Origin of the sequence: Moraxella osloensis (assembly GCF_001553955.1) — a bacterium.
Taxonomy (GTDB): domain Bacteria; phylum Pseudomonadota; class Gammaproteobacteria; order Pseudomonadales; family Moraxellaceae; genus Faucicola; species Faucicola osloensis.
The window spans coordinates 1016640-1037531 of the sequence record NZ_CP014234.1; the positions used below are offsets into that span (position 1 = coordinate 1016640).

Genomic DNA, 20892 nt, shown 5'->3' on the forward strand with positions numbered 1-20892 from the left:
TTTGTTGATAGCACATTCATTGTCTATCAATCAGCCTAGACTTAAGGAGTCTACATGCCAGCAGTAAAGGTAAAAGAGAACGAACCTGTAGATATCGCAATTCGCCGCTTTAAACGTGCTTGTGAGAAAGCCGGTATTTTAGCAGATGTACGTAAACATGAGTTCTATGAAAAACCAACTCAAGAACGTAAACGCAAAAAAGCAGCTGCGGTAAAACGTTACAAAAAGAAAATGTCACGTGAATCAGTACGCACGACTCGTCTTTACTAAGGTAATTTGTCGCAAGACACCCAATACCAGTAAATGATAAAATCCACTTTGTTAAGTGGATTTTTTTATGCTATGTTGCTAACCACAATTTTAACAACGCCATTAGCTAACATTAAGGAGCGTTAAAACCATGAGTACCATAAAAGACACCCTTACCGATGTGGTCAAGACCGCCATGAAAGCGCGTGAGCTTGAAAAAGTTAAAGTGCTACGCAGCGTACAAGCGGTGATAAAACAAATCGAAATTGACCGCCAAATAACGCTCGATGATGCAGGTGTACTAGACATCTTACAAAAACAAACCAAGCAGCGCCAAGAGTCGCTCGCGATTTTTGCCGCCAATGGTCGGGAAGATTTGGCACAAAAAGAACAATTTGAGATTGATGTGATTAGTCAATTCTTGCCACAACCCATGAGTGAAGCAGAAATTGCCAATCTGGTAGCTGCTGAAATTGCTGAGCAAGGTGCCACTTCAATGCAGCAAATGGGCGCTGTGATGAATGCGCTGAAAGTCAAAACCGCAGGTCGTGCTGACCCCGCTTTGATTTCAAAGTTGGTCAAAGCGACATTGGCTTAATCCATGCATCCTAAAAAAAGCCGTAAGATTTGTACTTATGGCTTTTTTTTAAGTTTATTTTTACTGATGGGTTTGCATCGCCTGAGAAAGCAAGTCCAACGTTTCCACCAACGGCAGTCCAACCACATTGCTATAGCTACCGTCAATCGCTTTGACCCACGCAGCGCCCAGTCCTTGAATGGCATAACCGCCGGCTTTGTCTTGTGGTTCACCCGTATGCCAATAATGCGCCATCATGCTGTCAGTGAGTGCGATAAATTTGACATCAGTTCTCACCACAGTGCGCTCAGCATAATCCATCTGCCATTGACCGCCACGCTGCGCCATTCGGCTCACTTGCACTGCGGTCCATACTTGGTGCGAGGCATTGCTCATTTGCCGCCACATCGCACAAGCATCAGCAAAATCGCTAGGTTTTTGCAGCACTGCCCCATCCGGCAATACGCCAATGGTATCGGCGGTAATCACCACACACTCGGTCATAGCCTTTGGCAAAACTTGTAAAGCGGCTTGTGCTTTTTGACTCACCATACGCCCAATATAGTCAATCGCCGCTTCCTCTACTAGCCGTGTTTCATCAATGCTGACTGCCGCGCAAGTATGTGGCAGCGCAACTTGATCTAATAACTCACGCCGCCTCGGTGATGTGGACGCCAAGATAATCGGTATAGTGGCATTAAATTGATACATAATAACTTCTCAATACGCTTATCGCGTATAACGTAGCATGACAGCGACTAACAGCGGCCAAATTAAGGTGCTGACGGCAACCGTATAAAGTAATTGGGGTGCAAACACCCCTTGGGTAAATAAATGCAGAAAAATTAACCCCAATTGATAAATCAGCAAACAGGCGCCCGCAAGTAGCCATACCAAGTTCGAGGACAATTGACGTACATAACCACTAACAAACTTAATAAAAAATGCCACCAGCACCGCACATAAGGCTTGCTGACCGATTCGGCTATCTGTGAGTAAATCAGCAAACAAACCAACCACAAACGCCAATCCCATGCCGATTAAAGTCGGTTGAAATATCAGCCAAAAAATCAGCATCATAATCATCCACATCGGACGAAATAGCGCAATCTCTGCCGACAGCGGATACACACTAAGTACCGATGCGATGATAAAACTGATTGCCATCACAATATATAAATGCTGTTTGGTTTTTTTGCGCTGAACGACGACCATAATCGGTGATTTTAAACCTTCTGCTGAAGCAATAAAACATAAGACGTATTGATAAAATTGGCAGCGGGTTTCACCATAATCTTGGCATAGCCCCCTGCTTGCTCGGCTTCTACTTTTGCCACACGCCCAACAGGAAATCCAGCAGGAATTCGACCACCAAGCCCTGATGAAATCAGCTCATCGCCAATGCGTACATCTGATGCCTTAAAGATATAATCTAGCGCCAAATACTGCGGATTACCTTTACCCGACACGATGGCTTTTTGCCCAGTACGTTTGATAGTCACTGCAACGGATTGTTGGTCATCGCTGATTAACACCACACGGCAGGTATCGGGATAAACATTGACGACTTGTCCAAGAATGCCGTTTTCATCAATCACCGTTTGCCCCACAATCACCCCGTCTTTGCTGCCTTTATTGATGACCACCATTTGCCGCAGTGGATTGCTATCGGTACCAATGACATGCGACAACAGCAAATTAAACTGGTCTGGTGTGGTGGCGGATAAAATCCCTTGCAGTCGGGCATTTTGCGCAACAAGATAGTCTTGCTGCTGCAATTGCGCTTTGGCATGGACAAGCTCAGCTTTTAACTGGACATTCTCACGGCGTAACGCTTCTTTTTCGGTCATGGTGCTATCAAGCCAGCCTGCAAAAAAACTTGGGTAAGCCGATACTTGATAGATGGGCTGCATGGCGGCATGGGTCGCGGTACGTACTGGCTGAAACCAACTGCTATTTTTACTATCCAATAACATCAGCACAATCGCCGCAAACACCACAATAAGGGTCTTGCGAATGGCGAGCGGTTGTTGAGTAAAAATGGTAAGTGACATAAATAACATCCAAGTAAAATCGTGACAGTCAATACAGCAAGCGGTAACAATACAGATAAGGGTAGCAAAAATCTTTTAAAAAAAACTATCGTAAAATCATCTTGTCAATAAAGCAATAAAACCGCTATTAAAAAATAGCGGTTAACGGTAACACATCAGCTAACATCAGACAAAAATCATATTCAATGCTTTGTTATTGATAAACTCTAGCGCTTTACCACCCCCGCGGCTGACACAAGTCAGTGGGTCTTCAGCTACCGTGACGGGCAAGCCTGTCTCGCGTGAAATCAGTTCATCAAGATTGCGTAATAGTGCGCCACCACCGGTTAATACAATACCACGCTCTGCGATATCAGCTGATAATTCAGGCGGGGTTTGCTCAAGCGCCGCTTTGACACCTGAGATGATACCAGCAATAGGGTCGCTTAAGGCTTTTTGGATTTCGGCGGATGTCACCACAAATGATTTAGGCACGCCTTCTGCCATGCTACGACCACGCACTTCCACTTCCAAGGGGTTTTCAGGATCTTCAATAGCCGTCCCTACTTCGGTTTTGATGCGTTCAGCAGTGGTTTCACCAATCACACAGCCGTGAGTACGGCGGACATGAGTGATAATCGCTTCATCAAACACATCACCGCCGATACGGATGGAGTCGGCATACACACAGCCTGATAGCGCAATCACCGCAATCTCTGTGGTACCGCCACCAATATCCACCACCATCGAACCGCTGGCTTCATGCACGGGTAACCCTGCGCCAATCGCAGCTGCCATAGGCTCTTCAAGCAATAAGGCTTTGTTTGCGCCTGCCGATTCAACCGCTTCACGAATCGCACGACGCTCTACCAAAGTAGATTTACAAGGTACACAAACAATCACGTTTGGATTGGCTAAAAAGCGTTTGACTTTCACTTTGTTGATAAAATGCTTGAGCATTTTTTGGGTCACTTCAAAATCGGCAATCACACCGTCTTTGAGTGGACGAATCGCAGTGATATTATCTGGGGTACGACCTAGCATCTGTTTGGCATCAATACCGACAGCCGCAACGGTAGGATTTTGGGTGCGGTTACTACGAAGCGCAACAACCGTTGGTTCATTGAGTACCACACCTTTACCTGGGGTGAAAATTAACGTATTGGCAGTGCCAAGGTCGATGGCGATATTACTTGATAAAAATCCGAAGAGGCTCATGTATCATTTCCCAGTGATAACAAAACTACACTGCAAGCAAAGCAGAAATTAGCGGGGTGTTTAATCGCACATCGAGTCAACGAGGCATTTTTTAAAAGCGTTTATTTAAAAGCTGTTAATGCCTATGTTTCTAATACCTATGTTTCTAGTGCCCATATTTCAAAACCACCCTATTTGCTCACTAGCAAAAAAATCTGAAGCAAGCTGCTTATAGCCGCTATATTTTACATAAAAATAGCAAGAAACTCTTAACGATTAACAGTTAAAAGGCTATCTTTTTACATAAAAAAAGCTGACGATGATTTTAAAGAGTTTTAGGCGATAGTGACTTTAATGCGATTAATTTGCGTTTAGTAAGAATAGTGCTAGATTATAGCGGTAAAATATCGCAAAATATAGTGATTTAATCACATTCTATCTTTATTCACGAATTTTTTGTGACAAATTATTTAGGTCACATCACCCTATTTTTTCAAATTTGTTATTAAAAGTAACTAAACTTATGCAACTGTTTTTATCAGGTTTTATCCTCTTTTATTATAGCCTGTTGCTATAATTGGCTGGTTTAAAATCGCATCGAACATTTGCCTTGTTTGTCCGTTTTTTATTTTTGTTTGTACTTAAGGAACTCATCATGTCGCAGACGCTTTCAACTGATGAAATTATGAACATCGCCAAACTTGCTCGGCTTGGCGTGACCGCTGAGCAGGCAGATAGTTATGCCAATGACCTAAGCAAAATCCTATCGATGATGGATATTTTGGCAGAGGTCAACACTGACAATATCGCACCGCTTACCAATGTCCATGATATGACCCAGCCACTGCGTGAAGATGTTATTGGCGGTGATGGGGTTGAAGTCAATCGTGAGCTTTACCAATCCATTGCGCCAAGCGTTGCTGATGGCTTATACCTTGTGCCACAGGTCATTGAATAAGCCACAGCTCATCGAATACCTCGTCAAATTTTTGTTAATTAATTATAAGTGAAAATTATGTCTGAACTACATACGTTTTCGGTTGCCCAATTGGCAGCAGGTCTAAAAAATAAAGACTTTAGCAGTACCGAACTTACCAAGCACTTTCTCAATCGGATTGCCCAGCATGATAAAGCCATTAACAGCTTTATCACAGTCACGCCTGAACAAGCGTTAGCGCAAGCTGCCGCCGCCGATAAATTATTGGCAGAAGGCAAAGGCGCAGACTTGACGGGCGTGCCACTGGCTCATAAAGACATTTTTTGTACCCAAGGCGTTTTAACCACTTGTGGCTCAAAAATGCTAGAAAACTTTGTGGCGCCTTACAACGCTACTATCGTTGAAAACTGCCAAAATGCAGGCTTAGTTATGCTTGGCAAAACCAGCATGGATGAGTTCGCGATGGGCTCGGACAATGAGTCATCATACTTTGGCGCCGTGCACAACCCCTGGGATGTCAGCCGCGTACCAGGCGGTTCATCGGGTGGGAGCGCGGCAGCGGTTGCGGCAGGTTTTGCGCCCTTTGCCACAGGCTCAGATACCGGCGGCTCGATTCGTCAACCTGCGTCATTTTGTGGTTTGACAGGGATTAAGCCAACTTACGGACGTGTCTCACGTTATGGGATGGTGGCGTATGCGTCAAGTTTTGACCAAGCTGGCAGTTTTGGTAAAACCGCAGAGGATTGTGCTTATTTGCTGAGCGTGTTATCAGGTCATGACAGCAAAGACTCAACGTCTGCCAACAAAGAGGTGCCCGATTTTGTCGCTAGTTTGACCAGCAAACGCCAAGCCAATGCCAGCCATGATAAACCGCTTCAAGGGTTACGCATCGGGGTTCCATCTGAATACTTTGCCGATGGCTTAAATAGCGAAGTTAAAGCCAGCGTAGAAGCGGCATTAAAACAATACCAAGCCTTGGGTGCAAGCTTGGTGGATGTGAATTTGACCAAACCTGAAATCACCCTTGCCACTTATTATTTGCTCGCCCCAGCCGAGGCTTCATCTAACTTATCGCGTTATGATGGGGTGCGTTATGGCTACCGCTGTGACAGCCCAAAAAACTTAGAAGATTTATACACCCGCTCACGTTCTGAAGGCTTTGGTGCTGAAGTACAGCGCCGTATTTTGATGGGTACCTATGCGTTATCAGCGGGTTATTTTGATGCCTATTATATCAAAGCGCAAAAAGTGCGCCGCCTCATCAGCCAAGACTTTGCCAAAGCCTTTGAAAGCTGTGATGTCATTGCCACACCAACTGCGCCAACGACGGCTTATAAAATCGGTGCAAGCCTTAGCCCTGCCGAAATTTATATGGGGGATGTTTATACCATTGGCGTGAATTTAGCCGGTTTACCGTCATTAAGCCATCCGGTGGGTTTTGATGGTGACAATCTGCCTGTCGGCTTACAGCTGATTGCAAAGGCATGGGACGAAGAGACGCTACTGCAGACTGCCGATGCGTATCAGCAAGTCACTGATTTTCACCAACAACTATCACCCATCGCCAAAGCCTAAGGAGCCTTGTTATGACAAACGAAAATAAACCGCAAGCGCCTGCTTCTGCTCAGGCACCGTTGGTTGATGGCTATGAAGTGGTTATTGGTATCGAAATCCACTGCCAACTCAACACCAAAACCAAAATTTTCTCATCGGCTTCAACGTTATTTGGGCAAGAACCCAACACCCAAGCCAATATTGTCGACCTAGCCATGCCAGGGGCGCTGCCTGTACTCAACAAAGATGTGGTAGAAAAAGCGGTGATGTTTGGGCTTGGCGTCAATGCTGAAATCGGTATGATGAACGCCTTTGACCGTAAAAATTATTTTTACCCCGATTTACCAAAAGGCTACCAAATCAGCCAAATGGCGCACCCGATTGTCGGTGCAGGCTATATCGACATCGTGGTCAATGAAGGTGAAAAAAACGAATACCCCAAACGTATTCACATTACCCGTGCTCACTTAGAAGAAGATGCGGGCAAATCGGTGCACGATGCGGTGCCACAAATGACAGGCGTGGATTTAAACCGTGCCGGTACGCCGCTGATTGAAATCGTCTCGGAGCCTGATATGCGCTCAGCTGCCGAGGCGGTTGCCTATGTCAAAGCCATTCACCAGTTGGTCACTTGGCTCGGTATTTCTGATGCCATTATGGCGGAAGGCTCATTCCGTGCCGACTGTAACGTCTCCGTGCGAAAACCGGGTGAGCCGTTTGGCACTCGCAACGAGCTGAAAAACATCAACTCGTTTCGCTTTATCGAAATGGCAATCAATCGGGAAGTTGAGCGTCAAATTGAGGATATTGAACGTGGCATTCCTATTAAGCAAGCCACTCGTTTATATGACCCTCAAAAAGATGAAACCATTGCGATGCGTGAAAAGGAAGAAGCCAACGACTACCGCTACTTCCCAGACCCCGACCTTTTACCTGTGCATATTGATACTGCAACTTTTGAACAAATCAAAAACGCCATGCCAGAATTGCCAGTGGCACGTCGTGAGCGTTTTCAATCGGCGCTTGGCTTACCTGAATACGATAGCCGTATTTTAACCGCTAGCCGTTCGCTCGCTGATTACTTTGAGCAAGTAGTGGCAAAAGTCGGTCATGATAACGCCAAACTGGCTGCCAATTGGATAATGGGTGACCTGCTCGGCGCGCTCAACAAAGATGAAAAAACCATTGAGCAAAGCCCGATTTCAGTGAGCCAATTTGCCAAACTGCTAGAACGTATCAAAGATAATACGCTATCAGGCAAGCTGGCCAAACAAGCCTTTATCGCCCTATTTGCTGGCGAAGGCGGTGACGATGAAACAGCCGTGGATAAAATCATTGCCGATAAAGGTTTGAAACAAGAAACCGATACAGGCGCGATTAAAGCGATTGTCGAAGACGTGTTGAAAAATAACCAAGCGATGGTCGATGAGTACAAGTCAGGTAAAGAAAAAGCCTTTAACGGTCTTGTCGGTCAAGTGATGAAAGCCTCCAAAGGTAAAGCCAACCCGGCGCAAGTTAATCAGCTGTTAAAAGAATTAATTGGATAAGTTGGTATTGCAAATTCTGTCATTTTTGGTAGAATAGTACACCTTTCGGGGCGTAGCGCAGTCTGGTAGCGCACTTGCATGGGGTGCAAGGGGTCGCGAGTTCGAATCCCGCCGTTCCGACCAAATTAAAAAGGCTTACGTGTTACGTAGGCCTTTTTCTTTTTTGAGTTTTTTTATACCTATTGTCACAGTATTTTTACGTGAATATGACAATAGCTTTTTCGTTTTGATAGATAATTTTTTGATAAAATTTTCTCCCTATTTGGCTGTATTTATTTGACTGTATTTTTAGAAAAATCATGAGCGCAATCATTAAATCATTCCTTGCTAAGTATAAACTGACAAATTTGGCTGCGGCTTTGGTATGGGTGGTTTTACCCCTCACCGCGCAAGCCGATAGCGGTCACCAAGCACAAACCAACAAAGATGCGATTGTACGTTCTTGTCCCAATCGTCTATGCCCCGTCGTGCAGACCCTACCCAAAGGCATCAAGTTTAGCTGGGTATTAGCCAAAAATGGCTTTGTGAACATTGCCGATTCTACCTTGTGGGTAGCTACTACTGACATCAAATAAGTGCTTGTATGTTTTCAAATTTTTCTTAAAAAGCCTGTCATGAATATGATGGGCTTTTTTGTTATGATAGTCTAAGCTTAATGTTGAACGAGTCGATTATGCCCTACCCAAAAATCATTATTTCAATTGAAAAACAACAGCTTACTTTATGTCTTAGCCGCACCCAGTCACAAACTTACCCCATCTCTACCGCCAAAAATGGTATTGGACAACTGCAGGATACTGGCTGCACACCGCTCGGTGCGCACGTGATTAGCGAAAAATTTGGTGATAATTTACCTATCAACAGTGTATTTGTGGCACGAAAATTTACCGGCGAAATTTATGACGATTATTTGGCAACTACATTCCCCAATCGAGACTGGATTTTGACGCGGATTTTGTGGTTAGATGGTTGTGAAGAAGGCTTTAACAAAGGCACCAATGAGCAAGGGGTGTGTGATACCAAGGCGCGTTACATTTACATTCATGGGACGCCCAGTACCGAGCCGATGGGCATTCCGCTTTCTCATGGCTGTATCCGCATGCGCAATCAAGACATCATCACACTCTATGACCAAGTGGATATTGGTACAGCGGTCGAAATTTTGCCTTAACTTTATCCCCTAACTTTATCAAAATTAACCTTAATAATATATTAGAAAAAATTAATAAATATAGTTATTGGTTAAAAAAAATTACAAAATAGTTTTTATTTATTCGTATTTTAGGCATATAATAGCCGTGTCACATCAATCGGCTTTAACTTTAATTAATAAGGTAGATTGATTATCAAATAACAATGAAAAGGAGCTGATTATGTCAGTCGAAACATTACACAATATCGCAGAAACTCGCCGTTCTATCTATATGCTCAATGACCAATTGCCTGTCTCAAAAGATGAGGTGGTTAAACTGGTTGAACATGCCGTGTTACATACCCCCTCTTCATTCAACTCACAGTCAAGCCGCTTGGTAGTATTGTTTGGTGAAGACCATCAAAAACTTTGGCAAATCACCGAAGATTTGCTACGCGCGATGGTGAATGATGATGAAAAATTCAAATCAACTGCCGATAAAATGGCCATGTTTAAAGCCGGTGCAGGGACTATCTTATATTTTGAAGACCAATCAGTGGTCAAAGGCTTACAAGAACAATTCCCACTTTATGCGCATAATTTCCCAGTATGGGCAGAACACACCAGTGCGATGCACCAATATGCGATTTGGAACGCCTTAGCCGCGCTCAACATCGGTGCAAACTTACAGCATTACAATGGCGTGATTGATGAAAAAGTGGCACAAACATGGAACATCGATAGCAACTGGAAACTCATTGCGCAGATGGTATTTGGTGGTATCGCCGCCCCAGCAGGTGAAAAAACCTTTGAACCAATTGAAAAACGCTTAAAAGTTTACGGAAAATAATTTTCCAATACGCGTTTTGATAGGTGTTACAATAAAAGCAAAAAGCCAATATCTGACGGTATTGGCTTTTTTATATAAATTTGATTGCCATTAACTAAAAAATTAGCTCAGTAAAAACCCGACAATATACCGCATATTATCTACTGTCGGTATCGAAATTAGCGGCTAAATGCTGTCATCCATGACTGACCTAACTAGTCATACAGTGATTGACTGATTGGTGCTTTCTGCAGAGGCAATTTTCTTTAATTCACATGCCTACAATCAAGCCAAACTACTACCAAAACTTTGGCGCATTTTTAACCGTTTTTAGACTCACCGCGCATTGCTCGCTACTCGCTTGCTCACGCCCGCTAAACCAACCCACCGCAAATAGTGCATTTGGGTCGGTTTTGGCTTTCTCAAGATAGTTAGCATGACCGACCACATTGTCATTATACTCACCGAGTACGTCTTGTGCAGGCTCTAAGTATTGCAAGAAGGCATTGAGCTTCGTCGCTTTTTTTCCTTTTTTGCCATTGTTTTGGCTGGCAAAAAGCGGCGCAGCAAACTCACTGACATACCGCAGGCTTTTTAGGTCTTTACGGACACCATGCTGGCTTTCTGTATCAAGACTGGCAAATTTATCACTCGCCGCGGCAATCGCGGTAAATAGTTTTTGCAACTTTTTGGCAACTGGGGCTTTGGCTTTTGGGCTGTCCGCAGGTACGGGCAAATGGGTAAAACCAATCAGCTCTAAGAGCAGAATTTGAAAATCATTGGCTCTGACGGCGTCAATCGGCATGATATCTACTGCCGTTGACCACTCGACATGCGATGCACCGACTGATTCTAGCAGGGGCTGGGTTTTTATTTGCAAGATTTCTTTATCGCGATACTCCCCTAACAGACTAAAGGTTTGTTTGAGTACCATCAGCCAATTTGGGTCGATATAATCTTGGGCAAATTTGAAATGTTTGAGGGCAGTGCGCAAACGCCGAATACCGACACGCAGTTGGTGTACTAAGTTGCCATCAGGACTGCCTTCAGCAATTGCAGAGGCATTGGGCAAAATCTGCACTAGGCAGTTATTGACCACTGCCTGCAAAAACGCAAATTGGCTGATACCTTTATGTAATTGCAGCACAGCCAAATCCGCTTTGACAGGCTCGGCAAATTGCTTATTCGCGAGTAGCAAACTACCCCGCTGCGCTTTGGTAACGGTTGATAAATATAATTTGTATTTTTTGCACCAAGTTTTAGCCACCTCAATCAAATCACTTGGGTCACCTTCAAGCAGCTCAAATTCAATTTCATGAATATCCGATTGGGTTAACCCAGGATTATTGGCGGGTTTTTGTGAGTTTAGGTGACCTATGCCAACCTTGCCGATATCATAAGCGATTTCGATGCGGCTGTTATTTTTCTTAATTTGGCGAGAGGTGCGCTGGACATCGGTAAAATATTGCACGGTTAAGGCTTGAGGGAGCTCATCAAGCGGCATGATGCTAGTCAGCTCTGCTACGACTGCCTGCTCTGTAATCAGTGAAATATCAGGCACAAGGCTACTAACATCAAGGGTATCTGGCGTACCCGTCAGGCTTAGCACGGTATTGAGCTCAACGCGTTTGGCAACGCCATCACCGGCTGTTTTGAGGGTTTGTACCCATTGGCTGTCTTCAAAGCGGATACGCAGGGCAATGCCTTTTTTGGCAAGGTCTTGATTGGGGGTATCAAAGTAATACGCAGATAGGCGCTTTTGCTGTGCAGTTTTGGTGTCGATGTTTTTTCTTAAGACGTTTTGTTGATAGCTTGGGACAGCAAACTTGAGTTCTAGTTCGTGCATGATGGTGTCGATTAACCTATATAGCTAACGGATAAAACACCATCATAGCACAACTTTGCTTTTTAAAAATAACCACTTGGCTCATTTGTTAGCGGTAAAATTTTAAAGCATTTACATAACGCCCTATGATAAGTGATGACCCGTTATGCAATCACATCCAAACCTTCTTCTTTGAGCGATGTAAAGTCAGGTATTGATATAAAAAAAATCCATTTTAAGCTATCATAACCACAAAATTTTGATGAATTTTGTAATAAATATTTACACTGCCACTCGATTAAATAGGTTTTTTAATAAATGTCAAACGCTACCGCTGACCAAACATCGTCTTCCCAACTCACCAAAAACCCAAGCAAAAAAATCAAACCCACCGCGCGGGTGCGTAAACGTTTGCAAGACGCCCCACCCGTTACCCTCACAGTGACCAATCTTGCCCATGACGGACGGGGCGTGGCAAGTTACGGTGACCAACCCGACCATCACCTCGATAAACATGGCAAAAAAGTATTCGTCAGCTTTGCGCTGCCCAACGAGACCGTGAGCGTCAAAATCACAGGCTCACGTAAAAGCATGGAAGAAGGTGACGCGCTTGCAGTGTTGGCAAACCCAAACCCTGAACGCACCACCCCGCCTTGCCCGCATTTTGGGGTGTGTGGTGGCTGTAGCTTACAGCACTGGCAACCCGATGGGCAGATTCAATTTAAGCAATCGGTACTGGCAGAGCTGCTCGAGCACCAAGCCCATATCCAGCCTGAACACTGGCTCCCCCCATTGGTGGCTGACCGTTTGGGCTATCGCACCAAGGCACGTATGGGGGTGCGCTATGTCGAGAAAAAAGGCACGGCATTGGTCGGTTTTCGTGAGCGCGCCAGCAATTTTTTGGCAAATTTAAATGAATGCCATGTGCTTGACCCGCGTGTCGGCTTTGAGATTGAGAACTTAAAAGCGCTCATCAGTTCGCTTGACGCCCGTGACCATATTCCACAGCTTGAGTTAGCGATGGGTGAAACGCTTGATGATGTGGCAGACAGTAAAAAATCAATTGCCGTTATTGTCCGTCACATGGTGGATTTAGGTGAGGATGATATCGCAAAACTGCAAGCTTTTTTTGCCGAGCGTAACTGGCAGTTATTGTTACAGCCCAAAGGTAGCGACACGGTACATCGTATTGACCCATTGTATGAAAATACTGCCCATGCGCGCCCATCAAGTTTGACTGTGCCACCGACGGGCGGTTTGTTTTATCGCTTGCCAGAGTTTGATGTCACCTTTGAATTCTCACCACTGGATTTTACCCAAGTCAATTTGTCAGTCAATCGTAAAATGACCAAGCTGGCGATTGATTTGTTAGCGTTGCAGCCAGGCGAGCGAGTGCTTGATTTGTTTTGCGGTTTGGGCAATTTTAGTCTGCCACTGGCGCGTCAAGTGGGTGAAACCGGCTTTGTGATTGGGGTGGAAGGCAGCAGTGAGATGACACAGCGTGCCAAAATGAATGCCACCGCCAACGGCTTGCACCATACCGACTTTTTTGCCCAAGATTTGACCAAAGATTTCTCGAGTGAGCCTTGGGTTGGGCAAGTCGATGCACTGCTGATTGACCCACCGCGCTCAGGCGCCTTAGAAGTGATGCAGTATCTGGATAAATTCAATGCCAAACGCATCGTGTATGTGTCGTGCAATCCGATTACGCTTGCCCGCGATACCGCCGTGCTGCTTGAAAAAGGCTACAAGCTCACCCATGCGGGCGTGATGGATATGTTCTGCCACACAGGACATGTGGAAAGTATTGCACGCTTTGAGAAACGCTAAAATTTGGCTTTATTCATACAATTTAAATAGCGTACGTTGACTTTGTCGGCGTACCATTTGGTATTGTAGTCACGGCTGAGTTTTGCCCCAGAGATGACCACCTGTGGCATGATGGCAGTAGGTGCGTTTTTGCCAGTTTTCATTTTGTAAAGACTACCGATGGTGCGATAGGTTTCGGTATTTTCAAAATCTTGGCTTTTTTCTTTTGCCAAGTCCATACGCACTTGGCGCTCCGTCAGGCTAATCATGCCTTGTTGTATCATTGATATCAGCGCCTGCTCACTTTGGCTGATATTGGCACTGATTTTATTGCCTTTTTCATAAATCAATAAATCGCCATCATAGTCTATTTCGGCTTTGGATAACTCTTTTAGCATTTTTTGAAAAGCCGCATTACGGCTCGAATACATCCCTGAGTTGTAGTCAGCAAAGCGATAAATCGGGTCTTGATAATTGGCTTTGTACAGTAGCAAGCGATGGATACCATAGTACAATCCGCCATATTGGCTATATAAGTCTTTACGCAGTTCAAGGTTATTGCCACTTATACGGCGATGGTCACGCGCATAACTTACTTGCACCTGCATTGAGCCTAACGTGGTAATCGGGTCTAATTTTTCTTCGATATCCCCGCCCACCAGTTTGGTGACGCTGTTCAGCTTGCTGGCATAATATTTGCTTGAAAAATACGCAAACATCTGATGATAAATGTCGTCAAGTTCTTCTTCAGTTTTGACTTTAGCGATTTGTTTTTCAAAGCTGTTATCAGGCGTTGGCTCAGTTTTTAGCATGGTGCGAAAATATGGGGCTAGCGTTGAGCCCAATTTTTCTTCCAACTCCTCATTCATCGCTTTTAGGCTTGATTGCCCTAAATTCGCGACGGGCGGATTGGCTTTAAAATTAGACTCTTGGTCGATAATGGCGATAGCGGTACAAATATTTTGCGCGTTTTTTTCTATTTTTAGGGTATCAAATATTTGGTTGATGTCTTGTGCCCAGCTTTTGCTATCTTGTCCACGTTTGGGAATCAGTTTGGCAATTTGTTTGGCACCAATGGGCAAGTTAGCGTCGGTTTGCGTTTGAAAATAATCACACCCTGTCAATCCAAGCGATAAAGTCAGCGTTATCGCCAACATTGACAGGGTTTTACCAAAGTTCGCAAGGCTTATTGCGCGGGTCATGGTAAAATCTGACGCTACAGTAGTCGCATTTGTAACAAAATGAGATGGTAATTTCATTAAACTCACCTATACTGAACAAGATAGTTTTATCTTAATTTGGATTGAGATTCACTCAAATCGCTGATTGGGTCGTTGCCTAACACTCATTTGAGTGATACAAAAAATTTATCGACGTGTTGACTTGCAATTGTTTGCTAATAGACACATCTTAATAAAATTAACACATGAGTAAGCGTAATAAAGTTAGTGTTAAATGGCTAAACATGGGCACCCCAAAACGGTTATGATATATAAAACGGTTAAGATATATAAAGTGAGTATGGCATTTACTTTATTTTAACGTTTAACATTTATTTTAAGGCTTAACACGCCCAAAACCAACGCACTATCATAGCTAAAACGCGCTGCTATAGCGACTACTCTGTCATATTTTATTATTGCTAGCGCAGTATCAAATCAAACTTAATCACACAAAAATTCACAGGGAAAGTGAGTTGATAATTTTAAATGAACAAGGTTAGTTTTTTTGCTCTTTGAGGAAATCTGGTAAGTAAGGTGTAGAATTGACATGGTAAAAATACGAGAAAGTTTGCCGCTCTTGGATGGAAAAGACGTTGATCATGATAGTACCACGATGATTGCGAGTATCACTGCCAGCCAGCGTCATTTCACCCATACTGACTTGCCCATTCTCTCTGAGCCTGCCAGTCACATCATCGATGAGCATACCATTGATACCGAAGCTTGGCTGGCATCGATGGCAAAACGCGCCCATCTCACCGAGCTGCCTGAGCTGACCAAAGCCTGTCAACTGCTCAAAAATCAAGATTTAAGTACCGAAAGCAACCGCTCTAATGCGTTTTTGACCGGGATTGGGATTGCGGATATTTTGGGTTATCTGTACCAAGATGAAGATACACTCGTTGCTGCGATGTTATACCGTGCTGCGCGTATCCAAATTTTTACCCCCAAACAAATCCAAGCCACCTTTGGCGATGAAGTCGCAGAGCTGGTGCAAGAAACGCTAGCCCTGGGGCGACTATCGGATTTGATAGAGAACAACAAGCGCTTAGAAGACCACTTTAACAACAACCAGCGCGAGCAGTTATCGGGCATTTATAATATGCTCATCTCAATGACCAATGATGTGCGTGTGGTGCTAATCAAATTGGCTGAGCGTACTTTTGCGATGCGAGAGCTGTCGTATGCCAGTCCTGAGCGTCAGCAACGGGTCGCGCGTGAGGTCATGACAATTTACGCGCCGCTAGCGCATCGCATGGGTATTGCCCAGCTTAAATGGGAGCTTGAGGACTTATCGTTTCGTTATCTTGCGCCTGACCGCTACAAAGAAATCGCCAAATTACTCTCTGAAAAACGTAGCGAGCGCGAAACCTATATCGACCGGGTTGCCCAACAACTGCGCGAGGCGTTAGCTGCCCAAGGGATTGACGGGGAAATCACCGGTCGTGTCAAACACATCTACTCGATTTATCGTAAGATGAAACTCAAATCACTGTCGTTTGACCAGTTATATGACATCCGCGCACTGCGGGTACTGGTGCATAACAATGCCGATTGTTATCACGTATTGGGGCTGGTGCATGGTTTGTGGCGCTATATTCCCGAACAGTTTGATGACTATATCACCAACCCAAAAACCAATGGCTATCGCTCGCTACATACCGCGGTGATTGCTGAGAACAAATCGCTGGAAGTACAAATTCGTACCTTTGACATGCACTATGAAGCTGAACTTGGCATGTGTGCACACGTCAACTACAAAGAAGGTACCAAAAACAAAAAAGACGACTATCTGACCAAAAAAATCAGCTCACTGCGTCAGTTATTGCTCAATCAAGAAAATGCTGACAATCATGACCCGTTAAAATTTGTATTAGATAAACATGTTGAGCATGAGCATGGCGAGCTCGATGAAGAAGAACAAGTCGTTGATTTTGGGGAATTTGAGCGGATTTATGTGTTTAGTCGTGATGGCGATATCATCGAATTGCCCAAAGGCTCAACCGTGCTTGATTTTGCCTATCATGTGCATACCCATGTCGGCAATCGCGCCCAAGCTGCTCGCGTCAACAAACGCTATGTGCCGCTGACCTATCAGCTCAAAACAGGCGAACAAGTTGAGATTATTACCAAGCAATCACGCGAGCCAAACCGTGATTGGCTAGTGGCATCGTTAGGTTATATCAATACCAGTCGCGCTCGCAGCAAACTGCGCCAATGGTTTAATAAGCAAGACCGTGATAAAAATATCGAAACAGGGAAGCACATACTAAACAAAGAATTGGCGCGCATGTCGGTACACCCTAACAGTATCGATTTAAATGATTACGTCAAATTTTTTAATGCCAAAAACAGTGATGATATTTTGGTAGGGCTAGTCAATGGCAACGTTGAATTGCATAATTTGACCGGTCATATCAGTCGTCATCTAGATTTAGAACCCGAAGTCACTGATACTGAGCTTATCCCCAGTATTCACCCCAAAGCCACAGGCAAGCTAGATGCGTATAAAATCGAAGTCGATGGCTTGGATAACATTGCTATTCACTTGGCAAATTGCTGCTCGCCTGTGCAAGGTGAGTCAATTGCGGGTTATATCACCCAGTCCAATGGCGTATCCGTCCACCGCAGTGATTGCGTCGAATACGAGCGACTGGTGGAGCGTGAGCCTGAACGCGCCATTAGTGCCGCTTGGTATGGCAATAAAGGCAAAAGCCAATTGGTACAAATATACCTTGAATCGTATGACAGGCGTGGCTTGCTTAAAGACCTGACCCAAATCATCGACCAAGAAAATGTCAATATCCGCCAAGTCGATACCCTAAGCGGGGATGATGATATCGCGCGGTTGAATTTTACCATAGAAGTGACGGGGCTAAGTCAGTTGTCCAAGCTTTTGGCAAAACTAGAGCAGCAACATGGTATTATCTTGGCGCGTCGTATCGTCAATAACAAGTCTTAATGCTTTAAATAGGAGTCACACGGCGTATGCCAGAATTGCCTGAAGTGCAGACGACAGCGACGAGTCTGCAACCTTTGCTCAATCAAACCGTTGAAAAAGTTAGCGTCTTTCAGCCCAAATTGCGTTGGGCGGTGCCTGATGACTTGGTAAGTTTGGTAGATTATCAACTTATCAACATTGAGCGGCGAGCCAAATATCTGATTCTCACCTTTAACGGGGGCGCGGCGCAAAAAAAACTGCTCATCCACTTGGGGATGTCGGGTAGCTTACAGCAGCATCCTGTGGGGTTTGACAAGCGTAAACACGATCATGTGATTTTGACGTTTAATAAGGGCAAAAAACTCACCCAACTGCATTATCATGACCCACGGCGGTTTGGCATGTTACTGTGGCTGGATGACTATGAAGACAAGCTGATTACCCATTTGGGTGTAGAGCCGCTCTCAGAAGACTTTAGCGCTGACTATCTGTATCACCATATCCATAATCGCAAAAAACCGATTGAGCGCCCCATCAAATCGGTGATTATGGCGCAAGAGATTGTGGTCGGTGTGGGCAATATCTATGCAACCGAAAGCCTATTTTTATCAAAAATTCATCCGTTGACCCCTGCCCATCTCATCAGCCACGAACAGCTCATCACCTTGGTCGCCCATATTCGACAAGTCCTACAAACATCGATTGAAAAAGGCGGCTCAACGTTAAAAGATTTTACCGTAGCCGATGGACAAACGGGGTATTTTCAGCAAACGTTACTGGTATATGGGCATAAAGGCGCTGATTGTCCGAGCTGTGGCACTACCATCGACAATGTCAAAATCAATCAGCGTGCCAGCACGTTCTGTCCCACTTGCCAGCCGCTGATAACCCACAAAAAAACAGTGAAAAAATCACTCAAAAAAACGCTTAGAAAATAAAGGCTCTGCATTAATGTAAAAAAACCTGCGGCAAAGACAATTTTACTTGATAATTCTTGGCAAAATTGATGTAATGTTCCTGAACTATTCAGCAACAACCTAGCAAAACTTGTTGGTGGTGTTTCAAAAAGTATGCTGGCATTAAACGAATCCATTATTGATATAAAAGAACACTAAATCAAAGGCTTTGAAATGATTTTCAAGCTTTTTGGAGAAGTTGCAGCTTCTCCTAAAGCCTCGCCTGATTCGATGCCGTAATCGACAATTATTGCCTTCTATACCCACAGTGAAAAATTTACCAATCAACTGTTTGCATTCTTTAAAGGTCGTAACAAAGCTATCCCAATGGTCACTTGATATACATGTATAGCTTACACCTAACTGCTTCAATTTTAATTTAAGTCGTTTTGCAGTGGCTAAATCTCGGTTACCCCATACATAAGCAACAATTTCACCTGTTTCTCGATGATAGGCATAAATTAGCCATTGTTTATTTTGCTTATGACCAACAAAAGTCCAAAACTCATCTACTTCAAGGGTTTCATAATGACTTTGCTGTGCTCGAAGTTGATATTTTGATTGGCTAAGTGTCCGTAGAACTTTACCGATACTTACTCTTTCAATTTCTGCTATATCCCTGACACCACTGCCTCGCACCATGAGGTGTAATATTTTGGTTTTGATACCTGAGTGACAGCCTTGATAACTGAGAGCATGATCACCAATAAATTGACGTCTGCATATTTTACATTGGTAATTTTGCTTACCATCTACTTTTGTGCCATTTTTCTTTATACTGTCACTTAGGCAGGCTGGACACTTGATTTCTAGAGTTATTCGCATTTCTCTATTTTATCAAAATCCAACCTGCTTTTTTTCAGCATACTTTTTGAAACACCACCAAGTATTTTAATACTTTTTTGAATCCGTCAATGCGTAAGTCCTATTAATTTATTTTTTTTAGGACAAACCTTAACAAAATTACAAATTTGTAATTTGGTTGTCATTTAGGTGTATATATCTAGGAATTAGTATATGAAGAAATTATTTTTTGGTCCAAGATATGATTAGATTCAATAATATATATATGAAGATTGTTTTAGTTATTTTTACTATAGTTTTTTCAACCAGTAGTTTTGCTGATGGGGGACTTCGTTTCTTAGAGAAAAATTTAGAAATAATTAACAATGAAAAAAGCAAAGGGTGTGAAGAGAATTAATTCAAAATTATAATGAAGCACATATAACTAGGAAAACTAAAAATTAGTTATTTTTAGTATGGTGTAACTAAGATTAATTAATTTTTTTAAATCGAATGATAAATATATTTATTGTTTTTAATTTATTCTTTACCATTTTCAAATTTTTAAATAATCCGAAAAGACTATTTTAAACTTTAGGGTTACATATGCTCCTATACATAGGCAGGAATAAATATGCAACTTAGTATATTTGCAACAATAGTACTGGAAAGATTCATGTAATAATGCTTAAAACTCTCTAATTAGTTAGGGAGGCATTGGAATTGGAGAAAAAAGTAAAGTGCCCACTAGCAAATGTGGTTATTGGAGGGGCTTTGTTGCACAAAGATTTCATAACTATATGATTTTAAAAGTTTTGATTATTTTTTGATCCAAAATTAAATTTATTTAAATCAGATGCTTACATATTTATGCAACAAAGCCGTAGCTATTTAATTTTTTATATTTTAGTTTAAATATAAACATGTTATGTTTAATTTGATCTAATATAAATTTGTGGGCTAAGCACATGACTCAAACACGTCCAAGAATGACCAAATTATTTGAACAGCTTGGTTTAGCTTCTACTGAAGAAGCAATTGCAAAATTCATAGAGAGCCATCAGCTAGCTGGAGATGTTTTTTTAACACAAGCAATTTTTTGGACTGATGCTCAACGTCATTTTTTAGAAGAAAAACTACACTCTGATGGTGAATGGACGACAGTGATTGATCAATTAAATGAGTCTTTACATGAAAATTCAGTAAAATAATTTTCCGTTAGTATTAAGGATCTACATTCTTCCCTGCATTGAATACAACTCATTCATACAGTAGTACTGTTTTGGAGATGGAATCTCTA

The 20892-nt window shown here is 43.2% G+C and carries 19 protein-coding genes and 1 tRNA gene; 13 read left to right on the forward strand and 7 right to left on the reverse strand.

Going from position 1 to position 20892, the window contains the following annotated elements; translation table 11 throughout:
- Positions 1-54: 54 nt before the first annotated feature.
- Both rpsU and AXE82_RS04510 read left to right on the forward strand, forming a co-directional pair.
- Entirely contained in the window at positions 55-270 is a 216-nt protein-coding gene (gene rpsU, locus AXE82_RS04505; protein WP_007115522.1) for a 30S ribosomal protein S21, read from the forward strand.
- 130 nt (positions 271-400) lie between these two features.
- Positions 401-847 (forward strand): GatB/YqeY domain-containing protein, encoded by a 447-nt coding sequence (locus AXE82_RS04510; RefSeq protein ID WP_062331921.1) that lies wholly within the window; start codon positions 401-403, stop codon positions 845-847.
- A gap of 60 nt (positions 848-907) precedes the next feature.
- Here the strand turns inward: AXE82_RS04510 and AXE82_RS04515 are convergent, their stop codons facing one another.
- The 4 genes from AXE82_RS04515 to AXE82_RS04530 all read right to left on the reverse strand — a co-directional run bounded on the left by AXE82_RS04515 (position 908) and on the right by AXE82_RS04530 (position 4077).
- Positions 908-1537 (reverse strand): Maf family protein, encoded by a 630-nt coding sequence (locus AXE82_RS04515; protein ID WP_062331924.1) that lies wholly within the window; start codon positions 1535-1537, stop codon positions 908-910.
- Positions 1538-1555: 18 nt separating this feature from the next.
- The gene (gene mreD / locus AXE82_RS04520) at positions 1556-2041 is read right to left on the reverse strand and encodes a rod shape-determining protein MreD (protein WP_062331927.1); all 486 of its coding nucleotides are present in this window, start codon (positions 2039-2041) and stop codon (positions 1556-1558) included.
- Positions 2042-2052: 11 nt separating this feature from the next.
- The gene (gene mreC, locus AXE82_RS04525) at positions 2053-2880 is read right to left on the reverse strand and encodes a rod shape-determining protein MreC (protein WP_062331931.1); all 828 of its coding nucleotides are present in this window, start codon (positions 2878-2880) and stop codon (positions 2053-2055) included.
- 165 nt (positions 2881-3045) lie between these two features.
- Positions 3046-4077: a rod shape-determining protein gene (locus AXE82_RS04530; protein ID WP_062331933.1), complete on the reverse strand. Its 1032-nt coding sequence runs from the start codon at positions 4075-4077 to the stop codon at positions 3046-3048.
- 634 nt (positions 4078-4711) lie between these two features.
- Between AXE82_RS04530 and gatC the strand changes: the two genes are divergently transcribed.
- The 7 genes from gatC to AXE82_RS04565 all read left to right on the forward strand — a co-directional run bounded on the left by gatC (position 4712) and on the right by AXE82_RS04565 (position 10076).
- Positions 4712-5014, forward strand: coding sequence for an Asp-tRNA(Asn)/Glu-tRNA(Gln) amidotransferase subunit GatC (gene gatC, locus AXE82_RS04535; RefSeq protein ID WP_007115516.1), 303 nt, complete (start codon positions 4712-4714; stop codon positions 5012-5014).
- Positions 5015-5071: 57 nt separating this feature from the next.
- Positions 5072-6568 carry an Asp-tRNA(Asn)/Glu-tRNA(Gln) amidotransferase subunit GatA gene (gene gatA / locus AXE82_RS04540; protein WP_062331936.1) on the forward strand — a complete coding sequence of 499 codons (1497 nt, stop codon included), beginning with the start codon at positions 5072-5074 and terminating at the stop codon, positions 6566-6568.
- An 11-nt stretch (positions 6569-6579) separates the two neighbouring features.
- Positions 6580-8094, forward strand: a complete 1515-nt coding sequence (gene gatB / locus AXE82_RS04545; protein ID WP_062331939.1) for an Asp-tRNA(Asn)/Glu-tRNA(Gln) amidotransferase subunit GatB — start codon at positions 6580-6582, stop codon at positions 8092-8094.
- A gap of 46 nt (positions 8095-8140) precedes the next feature.
- A tRNA-Pro gene (locus tag AXE82_RS04550) sits at positions 8141-8217 on the forward strand.
- A gap of 176 nt (positions 8218-8393) precedes the next feature.
- Positions 8394-8669 (forward strand): hypothetical protein, encoded by a 276-nt coding sequence (locus AXE82_RS04555; protein WP_062331943.1) that lies wholly within the window; start codon positions 8394-8396, stop codon positions 8667-8669.
- Between the two features lie 98 nt (positions 8670-8767).
- The gene (locus AXE82_RS04560) at positions 8768-9265 is read left to right on the forward strand and encodes a L,D-transpeptidase (RefSeq protein ID WP_062331946.1); all 498 of its coding nucleotides are present in this window, start codon (positions 8768-8770) and stop codon (positions 9263-9265) included.
- Positions 9266-9467: 202 nt separating this feature from the next.
- Complete coding sequence (locus tag AXE82_RS04565; RefSeq protein ID WP_062331949.1) at positions 9468-10076, forward strand: nitroreductase family protein; 609 nt, start codon at positions 9468-9470, stop codon at positions 10074-10076.
- A gap of 277 nt (positions 10077-10353) precedes the next feature.
- On the opposite strand, the gene AXE82_RS04570 is transcribed toward AXE82_RS04565, so the two are convergent.
- Positions 10354-11901: a CYTH and CHAD domain-containing protein gene (locus AXE82_RS04570; protein WP_062331951.1), complete on the reverse strand. Its 1548-nt coding sequence runs from the start codon at positions 11899-11901 to the stop codon at positions 10354-10356.
- 297 nt (positions 11902-12198) lie between these two features.
- Here AXE82_RS04570 and rlmD point away from each other — a divergent pair, with 297 nt between their 5' ends.
- Positions 12199-13710, forward strand: coding sequence for a 23S rRNA (uracil(1939)-C(5))-methyltransferase RlmD (rlmD, locus tag AXE82_RS04575; RefSeq protein WP_062331954.1), 1512 nt, complete (start codon positions 12199-12201; stop codon positions 13708-13710).
- Here rlmD and AXE82_RS04580 read toward each other — a convergent pair.
- Positions 13707-14891, reverse strand: a complete 1185-nt coding sequence (locus AXE82_RS04580) for a DUF1615 family protein (protein WP_062334776.1) — start codon at positions 14889-14891, stop codon at positions 13707-13709. The genes rlmD and AXE82_RS04580 overlap by 4 nt on opposite strands.
- Positions 14892-15525: 634 nt before the next feature.
- Between AXE82_RS04580 and AXE82_RS04585 the strand changes: the two genes are divergently transcribed.
- Both AXE82_RS04585 and mutM read left to right on the forward strand, forming a co-directional pair.
- A complete protein-coding gene (locus AXE82_RS04585) occupies positions 15526-17874 on the forward strand; it encodes a RelA/SpoT family protein (RefSeq protein WP_406946757.1) in 2349 nt (782 codons plus the stop codon).
- 26 nt (positions 17875-17900) lie between these two features.
- On the forward strand, positions 17901-18791 hold the full coding sequence (mutM, locus tag AXE82_RS04590) for a bifunctional DNA-formamidopyrimidine glycosylase/DNA-(apurinic or apyrimidinic site) lyase (protein WP_062331962.1): 891 nt from the start codon (positions 17901-17903) through the stop codon (positions 18789-18791).
- A gap of 141 nt (positions 18792-18932) precedes the next feature.
- Here the strand turns inward: mutM and AXE82_RS04595 are convergent, their stop codons facing one another.
- The gene (locus AXE82_RS04595) at positions 18933-19634 is read right to left on the reverse strand and encodes an IS1 family transposase (RefSeq protein ID WP_004282341.1); all 702 of its coding nucleotides are present in this window, start codon (positions 19632-19634) and stop codon (positions 18933-18935) included.
- A gap of 926 nt (positions 19635-20560) precedes the next feature.
- Between AXE82_RS04595 and AXE82_RS04600 the strand changes: the two genes are divergently transcribed.
- Complete coding sequence (locus tag AXE82_RS04600; protein WP_004281876.1) at positions 20561-20803, forward strand: DUF2789 family protein; 243 nt, start codon at positions 20561-20563, stop codon at positions 20801-20803.
- The last annotated feature ends 89 nt before the right edge of the window (positions 20804-20892 follow it).